This is a genomic window from Curtobacterium sp. MCBA15_005 (assembly GCF_001864855.1).
GTDB classification, from domain to species: Bacteria; Actinomycetota; Actinomycetes; order Actinomycetales; family Microbacteriaceae; genus Curtobacterium; species Curtobacterium flaccumfaciens.
On the sequence record NZ_MJGL01000067.1, the window covers coordinates 52164 to 73326 of the forward strand.

The window sequence follows — 21163 nt, forward strand, 5'->3', positions numbered from 1 at the left end:
GGCGATTTGTTTACACCGCTGTAATGCACGGGCCTGCCGCGTGATGCATGATTCCGCCGGAGTCGAGCGGCGCGTCACGCACGAAAGTTGCGTGGTGCAACCTGGGGCGTACGGCGCTGGTTTACCGGCCGTTCCTGCCCTTCCCACCCTGAAAGTGCCGGGGCTGCCGTCCCACGGGACGCCCGGCGACGGTTCCCGCGACCTCGGGGGTGCGCCGGGCGCGTCGTGCGACTTCACCCCCGGCCGGGAGGCCCGCCCCGCGTCCGCCCCGCCCCTCGCCCCCGCCGACCGGTCACGACTCCCCGCCCGACCCACGTCCGCGCCGCCCCTCGCCCCCGCCGACCGGTCACGACTCCCCGCCCGACCCGCCCCGAGCGGTCACGTCCCGTCGTCCGGACCCCGGCCAACTGACGGTTTGCGACCACTCGACGCCCCACACGCGGCACGTCCCGACCACTCACGCACCCGAGGTCGCACCACCTGCCGCTCGCAGCCCCCCCCCCGTGCGACAGTTCGTGCCACCTCGGCGAGACGCACCCGGCGCGTCGTGCGACTTCACCCCCGGCCGGGAGGCCCGCCCCGCGTCCGCCCCGCGCCCGTCCCGCCCCTCGCCCCCGCCGACCGGTCACGACTCCCCGCCCGTCCCGCCCCGAGCGGTCACGTCCCGTCGGCCGGACCCCGGCCAACCGACGCTTTGCGACCACTCGACGCCCCACACGCGGCACGTCCTGACCACTCACGCCATCGCCGACACAACCAGCAGCCGCTCGCAGCCCCACCGCGCGACAGTTCGCGCGACCTCGGCGAGACGCACGCGGCGCGTCGTGCGACCCCGCGCCCACCAACAGCGCGGGAAGAGCCCTAGGACGCCTCGGCGTCGGCGCGCAACCGCATACGCTGCCCGTCGATGTCGACGAGCTGCCGCTGGATCTCGGCGCGGCGCTCGGCCTGCTCGTGCGGGTCAGCGCGCTGCAGCTGTCCGAGCAACGAGGCCTTGCGGGCGAGCAGGTCGCGCTCGACCAGGGCCACGACGATGCTCCGGCAGTAGGCCGCCAGGTCCTCCGCGTTGCGCGCGGGGATCGGTGCGAGGGCGAGTTCGTGCGTCAGGGTGCGGAGGGGTGCCGGCACGTCGGCGAGCAGCCGGTCGAGCCAGTCCCCCGCGCCGATGACGTCGACGTTGGCGACCACGGCGTCCCGCACGGCGGCGAGCATCGGCGTCGAGAACGTGGCCGACGCGGCGAGCCCGAGCATCGGTGCCCCGACGGACGTGGGCTGCTGCACCATCGCCATCACGGCGTCGCGCTCCATGCGGCTGATCGGGTCGTTCGGCAGCGAGCGGATCCCGGCGACGGGCTCGTCGGGGGTGTCGGCCCCGTCGGTGCCGGTTCCGGCACGGCCGTCGCGCCCCGAGCCCGCGGACCGGTCGTCCTGGGCAGCGGACCCCGCACGACGCCGGGCGGTCTCGACCGACCGACGGACCTCGGGGATCTCCATGCCGAGCCAGCCGGCGAGTTCGCGCACGTAGCCCTGTGTGAGCGAGCGGTCGCGGATGCCGGCGAGCACGGGCGCAGCAGCGCGCAGGGCACCGACGCGCCCCTCGACGGTCTCGAGGTCGTGGCCGTCGAGCGTGCGGCGGATCATGAACTCGAACATCGGGCGCTTGTTCGTGACCAGTCGGCGGATCGCGTCGTCACCGCGGGCGAGCCGGAGGTCGCACGGGTCGAGCCCACCGGGCGCCACGGCGACGTAGGTCTGCGCGGCGAAGCGCTGTTCTTCGGCGAAGGCACGCGAGGCTGCGCGCTGCCCGGCCTCGTCGGGGTCGAACGTGAACACGACCTCGCCGTTGGCGTTCGGGTCGGCGCCGGCCAGGTCACCGAGCATCGGCCGAAGCACCTTGATGTGGTCGACGCCGAACGACGTGCCACAGGTGGCGACGGCCGTCGTGACGCCCGCGACGTGACACGCCATCACGTCGGTGTAGCCCTCGACGATGACGACCTGCTTCTGCTTCGAGATGTCGCGGCGTGCCAGATCGAGCCCGTAGAGCACCTGGCTCTTGTGGTAGATCGGGGTCTCGGGCGTGTTGAGGTACTTGGGACCCTTGTCGTCCTCGAGCAGGCGGCGCGCCCCGAAGCCGATGGTCGCCCCGGTGACGTCGCGGATGGGCCACATCAGGCGCCCGCGGAACCGGTCGTACGGCGAGCGGTCACCCTGGCTGACGAGGCCGGCGGACACGAGTTCCTCCATCGTGAAGCCGCGCCCGCGCAGGTGGTCCTTGAGCATGTCGTAGGACTTCGGGGCGAACCCGACGCCGAAGTGCTGGGCGGCCGAGGGGTCGAACCCGCGCTCCCCCAGGAACCGGCGGGCGGGGTCGGCGGCAGCCGTGGTGAGCTGCCCCGTGAAGTACTCGAGCGCGGCTTCGTTCGCGGCGATCAGCCGGGCACGGGTGTTGTAGTCGGTGCGCGGCCCGTCGCCCTCTTCGTAGTGCAGGGTGAAGCCGATCTTCGCGGCCATGCGCTCGACGGCCTCGGCGAAGGTGGTGTGGTCCTGCGCCATGATGAAGCTGAAGACGTCGCCGTCCTCACCGCAGCCGAAGCAGTGGTAGCGGCCGACCTGGGGCCGGACGTGGAACGACGGGGAGCGTTCGTCGTGGAAGGGGCAGAGGCCCTTCATCGACCCGACGCCCGCGTGCTTCAGCGTGACGTAGTCGCCCACGACGTCGGCGATGTTGACACGCGAGCGGACCTCGTCGATGTCGTTCCGCGCGATCCTGCCAGCCACCCCTCGATCCTAGTTCGTGGGACCGACGTCGGCGGACCGGTCAGACGGCGATGTGGACCGGTTCACGGTCACCCACCACCAGACGTCGGTGCCACGCGAGTGCACCCTGGTCGGTCAGGCTCGCGACCTGGTCGACGACGGCGCGCAGTCGGCCGGCGTCGTCGCCCGCGGCGTGCCAGTCGGCGGCGAAGCCGGGCTCCAGGTCGGACGCCCCCGTCGCCGCCAGCGCGTCGAGCAGTTCGGTGAGCACGCGGCGCTGGTCTTCGTACACGGGCTGACGGTCGCCCTGGGTCATCACGAAGGCCGCGACGATGCCCTTGAGCACCGCGATCTCACCGATGATCTCGGGCGGGGTGACGACCGACGCGGCGAACCGCACGAGCGACCCCGAGGCGTAGGACTCACGGGTGGCCGTCGTGGCGGTGCGCGCGAAGCGCCCGATCAACTGCGACGTCAGGTTCTTCAGGCGTGCGGCGTCACGGCGGGAGCCGTCGTACGCGGTCATCCAGAGCGGCAACTCGCGCAGGCGGTCGAACGCCTCGAGCAGCTCGTCGCGGCTCAGGTCGTCGCCGACCCAGGCGTGCATGGCGCTCACGATGTCGTTCTCGCCGACGCGGTCACCCAGGGCCGCGACGTCGATGAACCCGGCGACGACGGCGTCCTCGAAGTCGTGCACCGAGTACGCGATGTCGTCGGCGAGGTCCATGACCTGCGCCTCGATGCAGCGCTGGCGACGCGGGGCGCCGGCGCGGAGCCACTCGAAGGCGTCGTGGTCATCGTCGTAGAAGCCGAACTTGGTGCGCCCGGAGGACGACTCCGAGACCCCCTGCGCCGCCGGCCACGGGTACTTGCAGCTGGCGTCCAACGACGCGCGGGTCAGGTTGAGCCCGTAGGGACGGTCGACGTCGGAACCCGGCCGGACGCCGTAGACCTTCGGCTCGAGCCGCGTCAGCAGCCGGAGCGTCTGCGCGTTGCCCTCGAAGCCGCCGATCCCGGTGGCCCAGGCGTTCACGGCGGTCTCGCCGTTGTGCCCGAACGGCGGGTGCCCGATGTCGTGCGCCAGGCACGCGGTGTCGACCACGTCGGGGTCGAGCCCGAGCGAGTTGGCGAGCTCGCGGCCGACCTGCGCGACCTCGAGCGAGTGGGTCAGCCGGTTGCGGGCGAAGTCGAGCCCAGCCGTCGGGCTGAGCACCTGGGTCTTGGCGGCCAGACGCCGGAGGGCGCTGGAGTGCAGCAGTCGGGCGCGGTCACGGGCGAAGTCCGAGCGGCGGTTGCCGTGTTCTTCGGGGAGCCAGCGCTCCGCGTCGGCCGGGCCGTACGAGGCGGCGGCGCTCATCCGCCGCTGTGGTGCAGCTCGGCGGCGGCCAGGACCTTGCGGAACTCGGAGTCGACGTCGCGGCTCTCGAGCCAGCGGTCGGGCAGGGCGGTGCGCTTCGGGTGCCCGGCACGACCGCGCGGCCCCTCGGCATCGGCACCCGGGTATGGCGCGTCGTGGTCGAGCTGGCCGAGGAAGTCGTCGATCTCCTGCAGGCTCGACGCCATCGCCAGGCCGGCCCGGACGTCGCTGCCGATCGGGTACCCCTTGAAGTACCAGGCCACGTGCTTGCGGATGTCGCGGCAGGCGTGCTCTTCGTCGCCGAAGAACTCGACGAGCAGCTCGGCGTGCCGGCGGAACCCGTCGGCGACCTCGCCCAGGGACGGCATGTACCGCAGCCCCTCGCCGCGGAACGCCGCGGCCAGGTCGCCGAACAGCCACGGGCGGCCGAGGCAGCCACGCCCGACGACCACGCCGTCGGCGCCGGTCTCGTCGATCATCCGGAGCGCGTCGGCGGCCGACCAGATGTCGCCGTTGCCGAGGATCGGGATGTCGGTGACGGTCTCCTTCAGCGTGGCGATCGCGGACCAGTCGGCGTGCCCGGAGTAGTGCTCGTTCGCGGTGCGGGCGTGCAGCGACACCGCGGCGACACCGGCGTCGCGCGCGATGCGTGCGGCGTCGAGGTAGGTCAGGTGGTCCTCGTCGATGCCCTTGCGCATCTTCACCGTGACGGGGACGTCACCGGCGGCACGCACGGTCTTCGTGACGAGCTCCTGGAAGAGGTCGAGCTTCCAGGGCAGCGCCGCGCCGCCGCCCTTCCGCGTCACCTTGGGAACGGGGCAGCCGAAGTTGAGGTCGATGTGGTCGGCACGGTCCTCACCGACGAGGATCGTCGCCGCCTCGGCCACGGTGTTCGGCTCGACGCCGTACAGCTGGATCGACCGCGGGGTCTCGGACTCGTGGTGCTGGATGAGCTGCATCGACACGGGCGTCCGTTCGACGAGCGCGCGCGAGGTGATCATCTCGCACACGTACAGGCCGGCGCCGTACTCGCGGCAGAGCCGGCGGTAGGCCATGTTCGTGATGCCCGCCATCGGCGCGAGCACGACCGGCACGTCGACCTCGATGGGGCCGATGCGCAGGGGCTTCGCCGGACGGGTCGCCGTCCCGGGTGCGTCAGTGATCGTCATACGTCTCCCATTCTCCCACGTCGGTGCGCGCCGGTAGCGTTCTCCACATGACGACCGACGCCAGCACCCGGTTCGACGCCGACGCCCAGGCCCGTGGCCTGCCGGTCGAAGTGGTCGAGCGCCCGGCCGCGAACTCCCTGCACGAGGCCGCCGAACTGCTCGGCATCGAGCCCGGCGACATCGTCAAGACCCTGGTGGTGAAGCGCCACGACGGCGGGTTCCTGCTCGCCCTGGTGCCCGGCGGCCGCAGCATCGCCTGGAAGAAGCTCCGCACGGTCGTCGGCGTCAACAAGCTCTCGATGCCCGACGCCACCACGGCGCTCGAAGCGTCCGGCTACGAGCGCGGCACCATCACGCCGATCGGTGCCACGGGCGACCTGCCGGTGTACGCCGACGAACGCATCGTCGGCCGCCGGGTCGCCCTGGGCGCCGGCCGGCACGGTGCGAGCGCCTTCGTCGACGCCGACGCGCTCATCGCCGCCTACGGCGCGACCGTCGCCGACATCACCGACGAGGAACCGCAGCGCGACTGACGCAGCCGTCAGTCCGGCACCTCGGACCAGTCGCCCTCGGCCCCGGCGAACGAGCCGGCGTCGATCAGGCAGGCGTCGCCCTCGCAGACCGGCGCACCGCCGTGCTTGACGAGCGTCAGCAACGCGGGACGGGCCTCCAGACCGGGAACGCCCGAACCACCGAACGCGCCCGGCAGTCCCGTGATCGCGTCCGGTACGGAGGGCACCGACGTCACGGCCTGGAGGCGCACCGCGCCCTGGTCGCTGATGGTCATGTCCGTCATCGGGTCACCGCCACGTCCGCGCTCGCGTCGTCCGCAGCGCGCTCGGCCGCCGAGGCGACCTCCTCCGGCGTGGTCTCGCGGAGCGCGACCACCTGGCGGAGCACCTGCTCGAACGCCGTGGGGTCCTGGGCGCCGGAGACGCCGTACTTGCCGTCGATCACGAAGAAGGGCACGCCGTTGATCCCGTACGCCTGCGCCTGGGCCTGGTCGGCGCGGACCGCTGCGAGCTGGGCGTCGTCGCGCAGGGTGCTGAGGACCTCGTCGCGGTCGAGGCCGATCTCCGCCGCCAGGTCGGCGAGCGAGGACTCCTGTCCGACGTGTTCGCCGCGCTCGAAGTAGGCGGTGAACAGACGCTCGACCATCTCGAGCTGCTTGCCGTGCTGCTTGGCGAGGTGGATGACCTGGTGGGCCTTCACCGTGTTGGTGTGGTGCATGGCCTCGAAGTCGTAGTCGAGACCGACGCCAGCGGCGATGGCGGTGACCTGGTCGAGCATCTGCTGCGCCTGGTCGACGGGCATGCCCTTGTGGCCCGACAGGAACTCGGCCTCGGTGCCCTCGAAGTCGACGGGGGTGTCCGGGCTGAGCTCGAAGGAGTGGTACTCGACCTCGACGGGGCGGCCCTCGCTCGAGGCGCCGAACGCGGCGACGCCGGCCTCGAACTTGCGCTTGCCGATGTAGCACCAGGGGCAGGCGATGTCCGACCAGACATCGACCTTCACGGAGTCGTTCATGCTGACCCCAACGCGCTCGTGCGGCGCGCATTCCCGCCGCTGGCAGCAAAACACCGGTGTTCGCAGGTCGAACACCCTGCTGCGGGTGTGCAACACACGAACACCGGTGTCTTGCGGAGCCGCGGAACCCCTACGCGCCGAGCAACCGCTGCGCCAGGTACCCCTGCAGCTGGTCGAGCGAGACGCGCTCCTGGCCCATGGTGTCGCGCTCGCGCACCGTGACGGCCTTGTCCTCGAGCGTGTCGAAGTCGACCGTGATGCAGAACGGCGTGCCGATCTCGTCGTGGCGACGGTAGCGACGGCCGATGGCACCGGCGTCGTCGAAGTCCACGTTCCAGTTCTTGCGCAGGTCGTCGGCCAGCCCGCGGGCGACGGGCGAGAGCTGCTCGTTGCGCGACAGCGGCAGGACGGCGGCCTTCACCGGGGCCAGGCGCGGGTCGAGGCGCAGGACCGTGCGCTTGTCGACGCCGCCCTTCGCGTTCGGGGCCTCGTCCTCGTGGTACGAGTCGAGCAGGAACGCCATGAGTGCACGGGTCAGCCCGAACGACGGCTCGATGACGTACGGCACGTACTTCTCGTTGGCGGCCTGGTCGAAGAACCGGAGGTCCTGGCCGGACGCCTCGATGTGGTTGTTCAGGTCGAAGTCGGTGCGGTTCGCGACGCCCATCAGCTCGCCCCACTCCGAGCCGGTGAAGCCGAAGCGGTACTCGATGTCGGCGGTAGCGTCGGAGTAGTGCGCCCGCTCGCCGTCCGGCACGTCGAAGCGGCGCAGGTTCTCCGGGTCGATGCCGAGGTCGGTGTAGAACGCGACCGAGTCGGCGATCCACTGCTCGTAGTGCTCCTCGGCCGAGGCCGGCGGCACGAAGTACTCGATCTCCATCTGCTCGAACTCGCGCGTGCGGAAGATGAAGTTGCCGGGCGTGATCTCGTTGCGGAACGCCTTGCCGACCTGACCGATGCCGAACGGGGGCTTCATGCGGCTGGTCGTGACGACCTGCGCGAAGTCGACGAAGATGCCCTGCGCCGTCTCGGGACGCAGGAAGTTCAGGCCCTCTTCCGACTCGACCGGGCCGAGGTAGGTCTTGAGCATCCCGGAGAACTCGCGGGGCTCGGTCCACTCGCCGCGGGTGCCGCAGTTCGGGCAGGCGATCTCGGCCATGCCGCCCTCGGGGGCGCGGCCCTTCTTCGCCTCGAACGCCTCGAGCAGGTGGTCCTCGCGGAACCGGTGGTGGCAGTGCAGGCACTCGACCAGCGGGTCGGTGAAGGTCGCGACGTGCCCGGAGGCCTCCCACACCTTGCGGGGCAGGATCACCGCGGAGTCGAGGCCGACCATGTCCCCGCGGCCCCGGACGAACCGCTGCCACCACTGGCGCTTGATGTTCTCCTTGAGCTCCACACCGAGGGGCCCGTAGTCCCATGCGGAGCGGGAGCCTCCGTAGATCTCACCCGACTGGAAGACGAAGCCGCGGCGCTTGGCCAGGGCGATGACGCTGTCGAGACGGGAGGGCTGTGCCAAAGGGTGCTCCAGAGGTCGCCGAGCTGGGTGCTCGGTGCGGAAACGGTCCGGGCAAGACTACCGGCGATCCTGGCCCGGGAGGCCCGCCACGGGTCCGCCCTCCACGCTCACCTCGCCGACGTGCCCGGCCCCACCCCGCCGAGCGCGGCCACGACGTCGGTCACGTCGGACTCGTCGTTCCACAGGTGGAACGCGATGCGCAGTCGCCCGGCACGCCCCGAGGCGGTGACGCCCGCGGCGGTGAGTGCCCGGAGGGCCGCCCCGTCGGCGTCCGCGAACGTCACGATCGCCTGCCCGCCGCCCTGCCGGGGCGACCCGAGGGCGTCGCACAGCCGATCCGTGAGACCGGTGGCGTGCCTCCAGACCGCCCGCTGGTCGAGCGCGACCGCGTGTTCGAGCGCGGCCACGGCACCGGGCCACGCCTGCCAGGCCGGCGAGACGTCGAAGCGACGCGCGTCGTCGGCCAGGTGCATGGCGGGGCCGTAGCAGGAGGACCAGACGTCCGCTCCCGCGTACCAGCCGGCCTGCACCGGGCGGAGCCGGCCGAGGGCGGTGTCGGAGAGCGTCATGAAGGCGACGCCGCGCGGAGCGCAGAGCCACTTGTAGGTGTGCGTGAGCGTCACGTCGAACGCTGCGGCGTCGACGGGCAGCACGCCGGCGGCCTGCGTGAGGTCGCAGAGGGTCAGGGCGCCGACACGACGGGCGGCGGCCACGACCGGGTCGGGGTCGGTGACCACGCCGGTCGCGGACTGCACCGCGGACCACGCGACCAGGGCGGTGTCGGGCCCGACGGACGCCGCGAGCCGCTCGAGCGGGACGCTCCGGACCCGGACGCGGCGGTGCGCCTGGGCGAGGAACGGGAAGACGACCGAGCTGAAGTCGCCGTCGGGGACGACCACCTCGGCGCCGTCCGGCAGCGCGTCGGCGACGACCGCGGCCATCACCGAGGTCTGCGATCCCGTCGCCACGCGCTCCACCGGGACGCCGACCAGCGCGGCGAAGAGCGCACGTCCCTGCTCGACCAGCGCGCCGTACCGGGCGGGCGACGTCTCGGCCCGGGACCACGCGTCGAGGTCGGCGCGCTGGGCGGCGAGGGTGCCGCGGGTCGGCAGGCCCGCGGTGCACGCCGCCAGGTAGCCGCGGCCGGCCGGGAAGGAGTCCATGCGGACAGCGTCCTCGTTCCCGCCCCATCACGCCAGAGCCGGTTCGTTGTGTCACCGATAACATCGGGTGATGGACGACATCGATCCCCAGTTGCTCCGGGTCCTCCGCGCCGTGGCCGACGGCGGGTCGATCACCCGCGCTGCCGCCGCACTCGGGTCGAGCCAGCCGGCCGTCAGCCAGCTGCTGGCCCGGGCCGAACAGCGCCTCGGCCACGCGCTGGTCCTGCGGGGCGGACGGGGTGCGACCCTCACGCATGCGGGGCAAGTGCTCGCCGACCACGCCCTGCACGTCCAGGCCGCGCTGACCGCGGCGCGCGAGGACCTCGACGCCGTCGGTGGACTCAGCCGTGGCCGGGTGCGACTCGCCGGGTTCCCGAGCGCGTCCTCCGCCCTCGTGCCCGCGGTGCTCGCCCGGCTCGCCGCGACGGCGCCCGGCGTGACGACCTCGTACGTCGAGGTCGAGCCACCCGAGGCACTCGACCTGCTGCGCGGCGGCGAGGTCGACGTCGCCCTGACCTTCACCTACGTCGGCGACGAGGTCGGGACCACCCCGGACCCGGGCCTCGTGACCCGGGCACTCGGTCGCGACCCGCTCGCGCTGGTGACGCCGATCGAGCCAGGAGGCGCTGCGCGACTCCGCCCCGCCGGCTCCACCGTCGTGGACCTCGCGTCCCACCACGACGCCCGGTGGATCGGGGGCTGCCCGCGTTGCCGTGGGCACCTGCTCGCGTCGTGCGCGAGCGCGGGGTTCACGCCGGACATCGTGCTGGAGACGGACAACGCGGCCGCCGTGGTGGGGCTCGTCGCCGCCGGGCTCGGGGTGGCGCTGCTCCCCCGGCTGGCACTCGCGACGACGGTCATCCCCGCCGGTGTCGCGATCGACCCCGTGGACGACGAGCTCGCCCGGCGTGTCGAGGTCGTCGTCGCGCGTGGTGCCGACCGTGTGCCGAGCGTCCGTGCGGCGCTCGACGCGGTGCGCTCCGCAGCCCACCTGCTCGAGGGGCCGCTGCCGGGCTGAGGGGCCGGGCTTCGGGGCTCGGGCTTGGGCCCGGGCTCGGGCTAGGCCGTCGGGGTGTCGACCGCGCCGCCGTAGCGTCGGTCGCGGCTGGCGTACTCCTCGATCGCACCCCACAGGTCGGTGCGACGGAAGTCCGGCCAGAGCCGGTCGAGGAACACCATCTCGGCGTAGGCAGACTGCCACAGCAGGAAGTTGCTGGTGCGCTGCTCCCCCGAGCTCCGGAGGAACAGGTCGACGTCGGGCATCTCGGGCACGTACAGGCGCTTGGCGAGTGCCTTCTCGGTGACCTGGCTCGGCTTCAGGCGTCCGGCGGCGACGTCCTCGGCCATGCCCCGCACGGCGTCGACGATCTCGTTCCGGCCGCCGTAGTTCACGCACATCGTCAGCGTGAGGACGTCGTTGCCCGCCGTCATCCGCTCGGCGGTCTCGAGCTCGTCGATCACGCTCCGCCACAGCCTCGGACGGCGGCCGGCCCACCGCACCTTGACGCCCCACTGGTGCAGCTGGTCGCGGCGACCGCGGATGACGTCGCGGTTGAAGCCCATCAGGAACCGGACCTCTTCCGGGGAGCGCTTCCAGTTCTCCGTCGAGAACGCGTACGCCGACACGTGCCGGACGCCGATCTGGATCGCCCCGGCGACGACGTCGAGGAGCGAGGCCTCGCCTGCCTTGTGCCCCTCGATCCGCGTCAGGCCACGGCCGTTCGCCCACCGGCCGTTGCCGTCCATGACGATGGCCACGTGCTCCGGCACGAACCGGGCCGGGATCGCCGGGGGCGTCTCGCCGGTCCAGTCGATCGGGCGGAACGGTTCGACGTCGTCGGGGCGGCGGGGGCTCATGCGGTGGGGGCTCCTTCGACAGCGGGATCAGGATCGGGCTCGGGCACGGCGGGTGCCGGGGTCGAGGCCACCGCGCGCGCCGTCGCCTCGGGTCCGCCGTGGGTCTGCGGCACCGGCATCGGGTGTTCGGAGCGGTCGACGTGCGGCAGGGACCGGAGCGATCGTTCCAGGTGCCACTGGGCGTAGGCCGCGACCACGCCGGAGGCCCGCGAACGCGTCCGCTCGTCGGTGGCGTCGACCGTCGCCCAGTCACCGGCGAGCAGGGAGCCGAGCACCCCGAGCGTCGCCGGGTCGAGCCGCGGGGTCCCCGGTGGTGCCGCACGGTCGGCGACGACACCCCCGAGCTGCACCACGAACGCCGAGTGCGGGCCGGGCTCCCCCGTCACCGCACAGTCGCTGAACGAGGGGGCCCACCCCGCGATGCTCATCGCGCGGAGCAGGTACGAGTCGAGGGTCGCGCTGGACTGGTGCTCACCCCGCGACAACGAGCGGAGCGCCCCGACGAGCAACAGGTACTGCTGCAGCCCGGCGTCGGCCTCGCTCAGTCGGTCGGCGGTCTCGACCATGGCGCTGGCCGCGGTGTACGCGCCGTAGTCGGCGACGATCTGGGCCCCGTACGCGCCGAGGGACTCCGCCTGGGTGACGATGTCGAGCGAACGGCCCTCGTAGAACTGGGCGTCGACGACCATGAACGGCTCGAGGCGGCTGCCGAACTTCGACGCCGTCCGCCGCACGCCCTTGGCCACGGCGCGGATCTTGCCGTGCTGCCGCGAGAGCATCGTGACGATGCGGTCGGCTTCACCGAGCTTGTGGGTGCGCAACACGACGCACTCGTCCCGGTACAGCGGCATGCCCCCAGTATCCCCCGCCCCGCCGACAGCCGCGTGTGCTGCGGGGCGGGGGCTCGGGGTACCGAGTGGAATCGGGCGTACCTGGTCGGAAGAATCGACCAGGTACGCCCGATTCGACCTGCCATCGCGCGTGACGGGGGAAAGACCAGGCACAGACGGGAGGCGCAGTGCGGGACGGACCCGCACCGCGCCTCCAGGGCTGGTCGCGTCTCAGGCCGAGACGAGCTCCGGCGCGCCGGCCGTGGCCCCCGCACGCACCGCGCGGTTCACCGCGGACACGATCGCCTTGAGCGACGCCGTCGAGATGTCGGCGTCGATGCCGACGCCCCACAGGCGCACGCCGTCGACGTCGAGCTCGACGTAGGACGCGGCCTTCGCGTCACCGGAGGCGCTCATCGTGTGCTCCGAGTAGTCGTACAGCGTGACCTGGACGCCCTGCTCGGCGAGCACCTTCAGGAACGCGTCGATGGGACCGGTGCCGACGGCCTCGGCCGTGACCGCGCTCTCGTCGACCCGGAGTGCCACGGACAGCGAGGTCGTGCCCTCGAAGTCGCTCGACGTCGCCGTCTTGGTGAGCTCGTACCGGCCCCACTTCTCGTCGTCGATCGACGCGGGCAGGTACTCGTCCTGGAACACGTCCCAGATGCGCTGCGACGAGAACTCGCCGCCCTCGGTGTCGGTGTGCCGCTGCACGACGCCGGAGAACTCGATCTGCAGCTTGCGGGGCAGGTCGAGGGCGTGGTCGGTCTTGAGCAGGTACGCCACACCGCCCTTGCCGGACTGCGAGTTGACGCGGATGACGGCCTCGTACGACCGGCCGATGTCCTTCGGGTCGACGGGCAGGTACGGCACCGCCCACTCGATCTCGTCGATGTCCTTGCCCGCGGCGGCGGCCTTGGCCTTCATCGCCTCGAAGCCCTTGTTGATGGCGTCCTGGTGCGAGCCGCTGAACGCCGTGTACACGAGGTCGCCCGCCCACGGCTGGCGCTCGGGCACCGGCAGCTGGTTGCAGTACTCGACCGTGCGCTTCACCTGGTCGATGTCGGCGAACGAGATCTCCGGGTCGATGCCCTGCGTGAACAGGTTCATCCCGAGGGCGATCAGGTCCACGTTGCCGGTGCGCTCACCGTTGCCGAACAGGCAGCCCTCGATGCGGTCGGCGCCCGCCATGTAGCCGAGCTCGGCGGCCGCGACCGCGGTGCCGCGGTCGTTGTGCGGGTGCAGCGACAGGATGACGTCCTCGCGGTGGGCGAGGCGGCGGGACATCCACTCGATCGAGTCGGCGTAGACGTTCGGTGTGGCCATCTCGACGGTGGCGGGCAGGTTGATGATGACCTTGCGCTCGGGCGTCGGCTCGAAGACCTCGAGGACGGCGTTGCAGATCTCCAGTGCGACCTCGAGTTCGGTGCCCGTGTAGGACTCCGGCGAGTACTCGTAGTAGATCGTCGTGTCGTGCTGCAGCGTCGCCTCGGCGGCCTTGCAGAGCTTCGCGCCGGTGACCGCGATGTCCACCACGCCCTGCACGTCGGTGCGGAAGACGACCTCGCGCTGCACGATGCTCGTCGAGTTGTACAGGTGGACGATGGCCTGCTTCGCGCCGTCGATCGCCTCGTAGGTGCGCTGGATGAGGTGCTCGCGCGCCTGGGTCAGCACCTGGATGGTGACGTCGTCGGGGATCGCGCCCTCGTCGATCAGCGACCGGACGAAGTCGAAGTCGGTCTGCGAGGCGCTGGGGAACCCGACCTCGATCTCCTTGTAGCCCATCCGGACGAGGAGGTCGAACATCGCCCGCTTGCGCTCGGCGTCCATCGGGTCGATGAGGGCCTGGTTGCCGTCACGCAGGTCGACGGCGCACCAGCGCGGCGCCTTGTCGATGCGCTTCGTGGGCCAGGTGCGGTCCGGCAGGTCGACGCTGATCTGCTCGTGGAACGGGACGTACTTGTGGATCGGCATCCCGGAGGGCTGCTGGGTGTTCTGCATCGTTCTTCGCTTTCGTCGCGTGTTCGTGAGCTGTTGTGGTGCGGCCACGACGGACTCCGCGACGAGGTGGGCCGGAGTGTCAGGCCTCGTCGCGGCAGCGAAGGAGGAGGAGTGCCGAGTACATCGGGACCCACGGTAGCACCGGTGTACCAGGCTGGCGCAAGCGTGTGACGCGGGACCGCCCGGTGCCGTCGAACGGGGTTCCGAGTGGGTGCCGGGTGGGTGCCGGGTGGGGTGCCGGGGAGGTGCCGAGTGGTCGAGACCTGCCGCGCGCCGGTCGCCGAGCGGTCAGGATCTGTCGCCCGGGCCGCGTCCAGACGACGGTTCGTGACACCTCGGCGGACGTGAGCGGCGTGGCGGAGCCGGGCAGGGCACGTCGGCGCGACCACACGACGACACGGGAGGCCCGGTGCCAGCTGGCACCGGGCCTCCCGTGTCGTCGCGTGGTGCGACCAGGGCGACGGGTCAGTCGACCGCGAGCGCCTCGGTCGGCGGGACGCGCATCGCGCGCCGCACCGGGGCGATGGTGGCGACGACCGCCAGGACCAGCGCGCCGATCACCACGATGCCGATGGTCAGCGGCGGCAGCACCGGTGCCACGGGCGTCCCGAGCGAGCCGAGCAGCGTCTGCCCGCCGACCCAGCCGTACAGCGTGCCGAGTGCGAGCCCCGAGACGACGGCCGCGACGACCATCTGCACGGCCTCGGTCACGATCATCCGTCGGACCTGCGCGCCGGTCAGGCCGAGCACCCGCAGCAGCCCGAGTTCGCGTCGACGCTGGAGCACCCCGAGCGCCAGGGCGTTCACGACCCCGACGGCGGCGATCACGGCGGAGAACCCGACGATCACGCTGACGACGGCGTTGATCTGCACGAAGAGGTCCCGCTGCGCCTCGATCATCTCGGGGGTGGCGCTCCCCGCGCTCATGGCGCGCATCTCGGTCTCGAGCACGTGCTGCATGATGCCGAGCGCCACCGCGAAGGTGACGAGCAGGGTGACGCCGATGACGAGCCCGATGGTCGCCCGCGAGGACCGCCCCGGCGCCCGCATCGCGTTCCGTCCGGCGAGCAGGACGACGGGGTCGTGCGAGCCGATGCGGCCGATGAGCTGCAGCACGGGCGGCATCACGATCGTCGCCCCCACGGCGACCCCCGCGAAGGACACGAACCCGCCGAGCGCCGCCGGAAGGACCGCGACCGGGGACAGCGAGCTCACCGCGAGCCCGAGCAGCATCAGCACCGCGCCGCCGGCCATGAGCACGATCGCCCAGACCTTGCGGGCCGTACCGGACCGGACGTCGTCGTGGCTCGGCTCGACGGACGACGACAGGGCTTCGAGCGGTGTGACGGTGAGCACGCGGCGCGACCCGGCAGCGAAGGCACCCCAGGTGGCGAGGACGACGGCCACGACCGGCAGGACCAGCTCCCACGGGACGTACGTGTACTCGGCGTCGGGCAGGACCCCGTTGCCCCGCAGGACGACCACGAACAGGGCCGAGAGCGCGGTGCCCACGACGGCGCCGACGACCCCGCCGAGCACGCCGACGACCAGGCCGGTGCGGGTGATCCGCGCACGGAGGGTCGCCCCGGTCGCACCGACGAGCCGCTGCAGCGCGATGATCCGGGTCTGCCCGGCGATCAGGGTGGCGCAGGTGTTCGCGGTGACGATCGCGCCGACGTAGAGCGCGATGCCGAGGAACAGCCACCCGACCACCGACAGGATCGCCTTGATCGGTCCGAGGTCGGCGACCCCGGCGGCTCGGAGCGCCTCGGTCACGATCCCCGGTGCGATGACCAGGGCGGAACCGAACGTGGTGCCGAGGGCCGCGACCAGGACGGTGGGGGCGAAGGATCGGATGCCGTTCACGCTGCTGCCTCCATCCCGAGCATCGTCGTGGAGATCGCGCCGGCGTCCATCGCGGGGCGGTCGGCGACGATCCGGCCGTCGGCCAGGAACAGGATCCGGTCGGCGTTCGCGGCCGCCACCGGGTCGTGCGTGACCATGACGACGCTCTGGCCCCATTCCTGGACGGCGCCGCGGAGGATCGCGAGCACGTCGCGCCCGGTGCGGGAGTCGAGCGCGCCGGTCGGTTCGTCGGCGACGACCACCGCCGGCCGCGAAGCGAGCGCCCGTGCGATGGCGACGCGCTGCTGCTGCCCGCCGGAGAGCTGGTGCGGCCGGTGCGTCAGCCGGTTGCCGAGCCCGAGCATCTCGACCAGCCGGTCGATCCAGGCGGTCTCCTCGTGCGAGGGCCTGTGCCCACCGAGCAGGAACGGCAGGCGGATGTTCTCGCTGACGTCGAGCGTCGGGACGAGGTTGAACGACTGGAACACGAAGCCCAGCCGACGACGACGCAGCTCGGTGAGGTCCTTGTCGCCCAGGGCCGTGATGTCGACGCCGTCGATCTGGATCCGGCCGGCGGACACGGCATCGAGGCCGGCCGCGACGTGCATGAGGGTCGACTTGCCGGACCCGGACGGGCCCATCACCGCGGTGAACTCCCCCGCGCCGATGTCGACGCTGACGTCGTCGAGCGCGGTCACACGTCGGGCGTCGTCGCCGTAGTGCTTGGACACGTGGTCGAGGCGGATGATCGGGGCGTGGCTCGTGGTCATGCATCCACCATGGCGGTCAGCGGTCCGGTCCCGCGTCGCCCGCTCGGCTCCTGTGGATCGTCCGCTCGGCTCGGTTGCCTGTGGAGGGGTCATCCCCGCGGATGACCCGGCATCAGTCGGCCTTGGTGACGAGCCCGTGTTCGTGGGCGAAGACGACGAGGCGCACCCGGTCCCGGAGCTCGAGCTTCGTCAGGACCCGCGAGATGTGCGTCTTCACGGTCGCCTCGCTGACGTACTCGTGCTGGGCGATCTCGCTGTTGCTGAACCCCCGGGCGGCCAGGTCGAAGATCTCGCGTTCACGCGGCGTGAGGTCGGCGAACGCCGCGGGGACGGCGGCAGCGCGTCCGACCGAGTCGTCGTACCGCCGCAGGAGCTCCCGCGTGGCCGACGCGGCGAACACCGCGGTGCCGGCGTGCACGGTCCGGACCGCCGCGAGCAGGAACTCGGGGTCGGCGTCCTTGAGCACGAAGCCGCTCGCACCGGCGCGGATGGCCTTGGCGGCGGCCTCGTCGAAGTCGAACGTGGTCAGCACGAGGACCTTCGCACCGTCGGTGCCGGACTGCTCGACGATGTGACCGGTCGCCGTGATGCCGTCCATCACGGGCATCCGGACGTCCATCAGCACCACGTCGGGACGGGTCCGTCGGACGAGTTCGACCCCCTCGGCACCGTCGCCCGCCTCGCCGACGAACCGCAGGTCGGGCTGTGAGTCGATGAGCATCCGGATGCCGGTGCGGAACAGCGCCTGGTCGTCGACGAGGGCGACACGGATCGAGTGCTCGTCGGTCGGGATCGTGGTCATCGGGCGGTGCGCTCCTGCTCGGTCGGGGTGATCCGGCCGCGGGGCATCTGCCCGCTGGCCGGGACGGTCGGCATCCGGACGGCGACCGCGAAGTCGTCCCCTCGGGCCCCGGCGGTCATGGTGCCGCCGGTCATGACGGCGCGCTCGCGCATGCCGACCAGGCCGTGGCCCGTGCCGGGGCCGCGGACCCCGTCGTCCGCGCGTCGGTTCACGACGGCGATCTCGACCGTGTCCGGCCGGTAGGTCAGGGCGGCACGCACCGGGCTGCCGGGCTCACCGTGCTTGTACGCGTTCGTCAGGCTCTCCTGCACGATCCGGTAGACGGCGAGCTGCGTGGTGGTGGGCAGCCCGGCGGGGTCGCCCTCGCGTTCCACCCGTACGTCGAGCCCGAGCTGCCGCATCTCGTCGACGAGCCGGTCGATGTCGTCGATCTCGGGCGTCGGCGCGGTCCCCTGCTCGTGCCGGAGCGCGCCGAGGAGCTCGCGCACGTCGCCGAGGGCTCGGCGGGCCGTGGCCGAGATGGTGCTGAGGGCCTGGTCGGCCACCGCGGGGTCGGCCTTCAGGGCGTACCGGGCACCGTCGGACTGCGCGATGACGACCGCGAGCGAGTGCGCGACGATGTCGTGCATGTCACGGGCGATCCGCACGCGCTCCTGCTCGACCGCGACGGCCCGATCGGCCCGCGCGGCGTCACGCTCGGCTAGCAGCTGGGCCTCGCGACTCATGCTCGCCGAGCGACGGGTCCGGACGACGAGTCCGGCGAGCCACGGGAGCAGCAGCAGGAGCAGGACGACGGCGAAGAACGACAGGGTGACCTGCAGCGACTCCGGCACCGACGTCGAGGTGGTCTCGTAGGTGAGGCGGTTCTGGTAGTCGTCGAAGCCCATGTACGCCGCCGCCGCCACGGACCCGAGGATCGCCGACACGAGCCCGGCCAGCCGCACACGGCGGCTGCCGTAGGCACTCGTCGTGTACATGACGCCGGCGATGAAGGCGTTCGACACGTCCGGCACCTGCAGGGTGGCCATCTCGAAGACCGCGAACACCCACGCCACAGCCAGGGCGAGCCCGGGTGACAGACGCCGGATCGCCAGGGCGCCGGTCATCCCGACGACGGTGACCACGGACAGCGGCCCGTCGAGCCCGCGCCCGCTGGCGACCAGCACGAGGCCGCCGAGCAACACGGCGATCAGCAGGTCGGTGATGACCTGCGCGCGCAGCATGGGACGGAACACCCGTCCACGGTACGGCGGGTCGCTCGTCCCCGCGTCCCTCGCCCGGATGACCCGGGGTGCGAGCGGCGGACGGTCAGAAGCCGAGGCGTCCGAGCTGCTTCGGGTCACGCTGCCACTCCTTGGCCACCTTCACGCGGATGTTCAGGTAGACGTGCCGGCCGCCGAGCAGCGACTCGATCTCGACGCGGGCCCGGGAACCGACGTCCTTCAGACGCTCGCCCTTGTGTCCGATGACGATCGCCTTCTGGCTGTCCCGCTCGACGAACAGGTTCGCGAAGATGCGCAGGGGGCCGTCGGCGTCGTCGTCGGCGTCGGGCTCGACGATGTCCTCGATGACCACGGCCAGCGAGTGCGGCAGCTCGTCACGGACACCCTCGAGCGCAGCCTCGCGGATGAGTTCCCCGATGCGCTCCTCGTCGGTCTCCTCGGTCACCGCGCTCGAGTCGTACAGCTGCGGCGACTCGGGGAGCAGGGCGGTGATCACGCCGAGCAGGTCTTCGAGCTGCATGCCCCTGGTGCCCGAGGTCGGCACCACGGCGTCCCAGTCGCGGAGCTTCGAGACGGCCAGCAGCTGCTCACCGACGCGGTCCTTGGAGGCGCTGTCGATCTTCGTGACGATCGCGATCTTCTTGGCGCGCGGGTACTGGTCGAGCGTGTCGTTGATGAACCGGTCGCCGGGACCGACGGGCTCGTTCGCCGGCACGCAGAACCCGATCACGTCGACGTCGCCGAGGGTGGACTGCACGAGGTCGTTCAGCCGTTCGCCGAGCAGGGTGCGCGGCCGGTGCACGCCCGGGGTGTCGACGATGATCACCTGGCCGTCGGGCCGGTGCACGATCCCGCGGATGGCGCGCCTGGTGGTCTGCGGCTTCGACGAGGTGATGGCGACCTTCTCGCCCACCAGGGCGTTGGTCAGCGTCGACTTGCCGACGTTCGGACGGCCGACGAACGAGACGAAGCCCGCGCGGTAGGGCTTCTCCGAGCCGGCCTGGGTGGTGTCGGGGTCGGTCATGCGTGCGTGGTTCCCGTCGTGGTGGGTTCGGCGTCGTCGAAGGCGTCCTCGACGTCGGCCAGGGCGTGGGTGCGCTCGGCGAGCACGGTGATGAGGTGGCGGCGCTTGCCCTCCACCCGGTCGGCGGTCAGGACGACCCCGGACACGGTGACGGTGTCGCCGGAGACGGCGAGGTGTCCGAGCTCCTTGGTGAGCAGGCCACCGGCGGTGTCGACGTCGTCGTCGTCGAGCTCGATGCCGAACAGGTCGCCGAGCTCGTCGATCGGCAGTCGAGCGGAGATCCGCCAGATGCCCGGTTCGACCTCGGTCCGGTCGACGACGGCGCGGTCGTACTCGTCGGAGATGTCGCCGACGAGCTCTTCGATGAGGTCCTCCATGGTCACGAGCCCGGCGACACCGCCGTACTCGTCGACCACCAGCACCAGGTGGTTCTTGGCGACCTGCATGTGCCGCAGGGTGTCGTCGGCGTGCTTCGACTCCGGCACGAACTCGGCGGGCCGCAGCAGCCGGCTGACCCGCTCACTGCGGGACGCCGGCCGTTCGTACAGCCACCGCGCAACGTCGCGCAGGTAGAGCACCCCCCGCACGTCGTCGCTGTCCTTGCCCGTCACCGGCATCCGGGACACCCCGGCGGCCAGGAACTGCTCCATGGCCGCGGCCAGCGTCTCCGCACCGTCGACGGTGAGCATGTCCGTGCGGGGCACCATGACCTCGCGCACCAGGGTGTCGCTGAACTCGAACACCGAGTGGATGAGCTCGCGGTCCTCGTCCTCGAGCACGTTGCTCTCGGTGGCCTCGTCGACGAGCGAGAGCAGCTGCTCCTCGCTCGACACGGTGGAGGCGCTCCGGCCGCGGCCGGGGGTGACGCGGTCGCCGATCCGCACGAGCAGCCCGGCCAGCGGACCGAGCACGATGCGGACCCCACGGACGATGCCGCCGGTCGCACCGATCAGCCGCTCGGCGTGGGCGCGTCCCACGCTGCGCGGACTCGACCCGACCAGCACGAACGACACCGCGGTCATGATCGCGGCGGAGACGACGAGTGCGATCCACCAGCTGTCGAAGGCGCGTACGAGGGCGATCGTCACGAGCACCGCAGCCGCGGTCTCGGCGAGGACCCGGAAGAAGTTCAGCGCGTTGACGTGCGCCCCGACGTCGTCAGCGATCGCCTCGATGGCACGGCGGCGCTTGTTGCCCCTGGCGATCTCCTCGAGGTCGGCACGGGAGACCACCGAGAGTGCGGCGTCGCTCGCGGCGAGGAGCCCGCCGAGCACGACGAGCCCCAGCGCCACCGCGAGGAGTCCGGCGACGACGACCAC

The 21163-nt window shown here is 71.9% G+C and carries 18 protein-coding genes; 2 read left to right on the top strand and 16 right to left on the bottom strand.

Annotated features, from left to right (window positions below):
* Positions 1-861 precede the first annotated feature (861 nt).
* Genes dnaG through dusB form a run of 3 tightly spaced genes read right to left on the bottom strand, consistent with a single transcriptional unit; the run spans position 862 to position 5286 of the window.
* Positions 862-2781: a DNA primase gene (gene dnaG, locus BIU89_RS15615; RefSeq protein WP_027465327.1), complete on the bottom strand. Its 1920-nt coding sequence runs from the start codon at positions 2779-2781 to the stop codon at positions 862-864.
* A gap of 40 nt (positions 2782-2821) precedes the next feature.
* Entirely contained in the window at positions 2822-4117 is a 1296-nt protein-coding gene (locus tag BIU89_RS15620) for a deoxyguanosinetriphosphate triphosphohydrolase (RefSeq protein WP_071248078.1), read from the bottom strand.
* A complete protein-coding gene (dusB, locus tag BIU89_RS15625; RefSeq protein ID WP_071248081.1) occupies positions 4114-5286 on the bottom strand; it encodes a tRNA dihydrouridine synthase DusB in 1173 nt (390 codons plus the stop codon). Before dusB ends, BIU89_RS15620 begins: the two co-directional genes overlap by 4 nt.
* Positions 5287-5333: 47 nt before the next feature.
* On the opposite strand from dusB, the gene BIU89_RS15630 reads away from it, so the two are divergent.
* Positions 5334-5819 (top strand): aminoacyl-tRNA deacylase, encoded by a 486-nt coding sequence (locus BIU89_RS15630; protein WP_071248084.1) that lies wholly within the window; start codon positions 5334-5336, stop codon positions 5817-5819.
* An 8-nt stretch (positions 5820-5827) separates the two neighbouring features.
* Here BIU89_RS15630 and BIU89_RS15635 read toward each other — a convergent pair whose 3' ends face one another.
* From BIU89_RS15635 to BIU89_RS15650, 4 genes are all read right to left on the bottom strand, one after another.
* Positions 5828-6082: a hypothetical protein gene (locus tag BIU89_RS15635; RefSeq protein WP_071248088.1), complete on the bottom strand. Its 255-nt coding sequence runs from the start codon at positions 6080-6082 to the stop codon at positions 5828-5830.
* On the bottom strand, positions 6079-6813 hold the full coding sequence (locus tag BIU89_RS15640; RefSeq protein ID WP_027465323.1) for a DsbA family oxidoreductase: 735 nt from the start codon (positions 6811-6813) through the stop codon (positions 6079-6081). Before BIU89_RS15640 ends, BIU89_RS15635 begins: the two co-directional genes overlap by 4 nt.
* A 130-nt stretch (positions 6814-6943) precedes the next feature.
* A complete protein-coding gene (locus BIU89_RS15645; RefSeq protein ID WP_027465322.1) occupies positions 6944-8329 on the bottom strand; it encodes a glycine--tRNA ligase in 1386 nt (461 codons plus the stop codon).
* A gap of 107 nt (positions 8330-8436) precedes the next feature.
* Entirely contained in the window at positions 8437-9492 is a 1056-nt protein-coding gene (locus BIU89_RS15650; protein ID WP_071248091.1) for an aminotransferase class V-fold PLP-dependent enzyme, read from the bottom strand.
* 70 nt (positions 9493-9562) lie between these two features.
* Here BIU89_RS15650 and BIU89_RS15655 point away from each other — a divergent pair, with 70 nt between their 5' ends.
* Positions 9563-10510: a LysR family transcriptional regulator gene (locus BIU89_RS15655; protein ID WP_071248094.1), complete on the top strand. Its 948-nt coding sequence runs from the start codon at positions 9563-9565 to the stop codon at positions 10508-10510.
* 41 nt (positions 10511-10551) lie between these two features.
* On the opposite strand, the gene BIU89_RS15660 is transcribed toward BIU89_RS15655, so the two are convergent.
* The 9 genes from BIU89_RS15660 to BIU89_RS15700 form a co-directional block, all read right to left on the bottom strand.
* Positions 10552-11349, bottom strand: coding sequence for an isoprenyl transferase (locus tag BIU89_RS15660; RefSeq protein WP_071248097.1), 798 nt, complete (start codon positions 11347-11349; stop codon positions 10552-10554).
* Entirely contained in the window at positions 11346-12200 is an 855-nt protein-coding gene (gene recO / locus BIU89_RS15665; RefSeq protein WP_027465318.1) for a DNA repair protein RecO, read from the bottom strand. The genes BIU89_RS15660 and recO overlap by 4 nt, the downstream gene beginning before the upstream one ends.
* A 210-nt stretch (positions 12201-12410) precedes the next feature.
* A complete protein-coding gene (gene leuA, locus BIU89_RS15670; RefSeq protein ID WP_071248100.1) occupies positions 12411-14180 on the bottom strand; it encodes a 2-isopropylmalate synthase in 1770 nt (589 codons plus the stop codon).
* Between the two features lie 465 nt (positions 14181-14645).
* Positions 14646-16046 (bottom strand): ABC transporter permease, encoded by a 1401-nt coding sequence (locus tag BIU89_RS15675; protein WP_027465316.1) that lies wholly within the window; start codon positions 16044-16046, stop codon positions 14646-14648.
* Positions 16043-16795, bottom strand: coding sequence for an ABC transporter ATP-binding protein (locus BIU89_RS15680; RefSeq protein ID WP_071248103.1), 753 nt, complete (start codon positions 16793-16795; stop codon positions 16043-16045). The genes BIU89_RS15675 and BIU89_RS15680 overlap by 4 nt, the downstream gene beginning before the upstream one ends.
* A gap of 112 nt (positions 16796-16907) precedes the next feature.
* Positions 16908-17597 (bottom strand): response regulator, encoded by a 690-nt coding sequence (locus BIU89_RS15685; RefSeq protein ID WP_035808237.1) that lies wholly within the window; start codon positions 17595-17597, stop codon positions 16908-16910.
* Positions 17594-18832: a sensor histidine kinase gene (locus BIU89_RS15690; protein ID WP_051596686.1), complete on the bottom strand. Its 1239-nt coding sequence runs from the start codon at positions 18830-18832 to the stop codon at positions 17594-17596. Before BIU89_RS15690 ends, BIU89_RS15685 begins: the two co-directional genes overlap by 4 nt.
* Positions 18833-18905: 73 nt before the next feature.
* Positions 18906-19844, bottom strand: a complete 939-nt coding sequence (gene era / locus BIU89_RS15695; RefSeq protein ID WP_071248106.1) for a GTPase Era — start codon at positions 19842-19844, stop codon at positions 18906-18908.
* Positions 19841-21163, bottom strand: a complete 1323-nt coding sequence (locus tag BIU89_RS15700) for a hemolysin family protein (RefSeq protein WP_071248109.1) — start codon at positions 21161-21163, stop codon at positions 19841-19843. The genes era and BIU89_RS15700 overlap by 4 nt, the downstream gene beginning before the upstream one ends.

What these genes read in the sequence shown, in the direction of transcription:
- BIU89_RS15680 (WP_071248103.1), bottom strand. Translation starts at nt 16,795, where the DNA reads ATGACCACGAGCCACGCCCCGATCATCCGCCTCGACCACGTGTCCAAG.
- BIU89_RS15635 (WP_071248088.1), bottom strand. Translation starts at nt 6,082, where the DNA reads ATGACGGACATGACCATCAGCGACCAGGGCGCGGTGCGCCTCCAGGCC.
- era (WP_071248106.1), bottom strand. Translation starts at nt 19,844, where the DNA reads ATGACCGACCCCGACACCACCCAGGCCGGCTCGGAGAAGCCCTACCGC.
- BIU89_RS15660 (WP_071248097.1), bottom strand. Translation starts at nt 11,349, where the DNA reads ATGAGCCCCCGCCGCCCCGACGACGTCGAACCGTTCCGCCCGATCGAC.
- BIU89_RS15650 (WP_071248091.1), bottom strand. Translation starts at nt 9,492, where the DNA reads ATGGACTCCTTCCCGGCCGGCCGCGGCTACCTGGCGGCGTGCACCGCG.
- dusB (WP_071248081.1), bottom strand. Translation starts at nt 5,286, where the DNA reads ATGACGATCACTGACGCACCCGGGACGGCGACCCGTCCGGCGAAGCCC.
- BIU89_RS15630 (WP_071248084.1), top strand. Translation starts at nt 5,334, where the DNA reads ATGACGACCGACGCCAGCACCCGGTTCGACGCCGACGCCCAGGCCCGT.
- BIU89_RS15620 (WP_071248078.1), bottom strand. Translation starts at nt 4,117, where the DNA reads ATGAGCGCCGCCGCCTCGTACGGCCCGGCCGACGCGGAGCGCTGGCTC.
- BIU89_RS15685 (WP_035808237.1), bottom strand. Translation starts at nt 17,597, where the DNA reads ATGACCACGATCCCGACCGACGAGCACTCGATCCGTGTCGCCCTCGTC.
- recO (WP_027465318.1), bottom strand. Translation starts at nt 12,200, where the DNA reads ATGCCGCTGTACCGGGACGAGTGCGTCGTGTTGCGCACCCACAAGCTC.
- BIU89_RS15640 (WP_027465323.1), bottom strand. Translation starts at nt 6,813, where the DNA reads ATGAACGACTCCGTGAAGGTCGATGTCTGGTCGGACATCGCCTGCCCC.
- leuA (WP_071248100.1), bottom strand. Translation starts at nt 14,180, where the DNA reads ATGCAGAACACCCAGCAGCCCTCCGGGATGCCGATCCACAAGTACGTC.
- BIU89_RS15655 (WP_071248094.1), top strand. Translation starts at nt 9,563, where the DNA reads ATGGACGACATCGATCCCCAGTTGCTCCGGGTCCTCCGCGCCGTGGCC.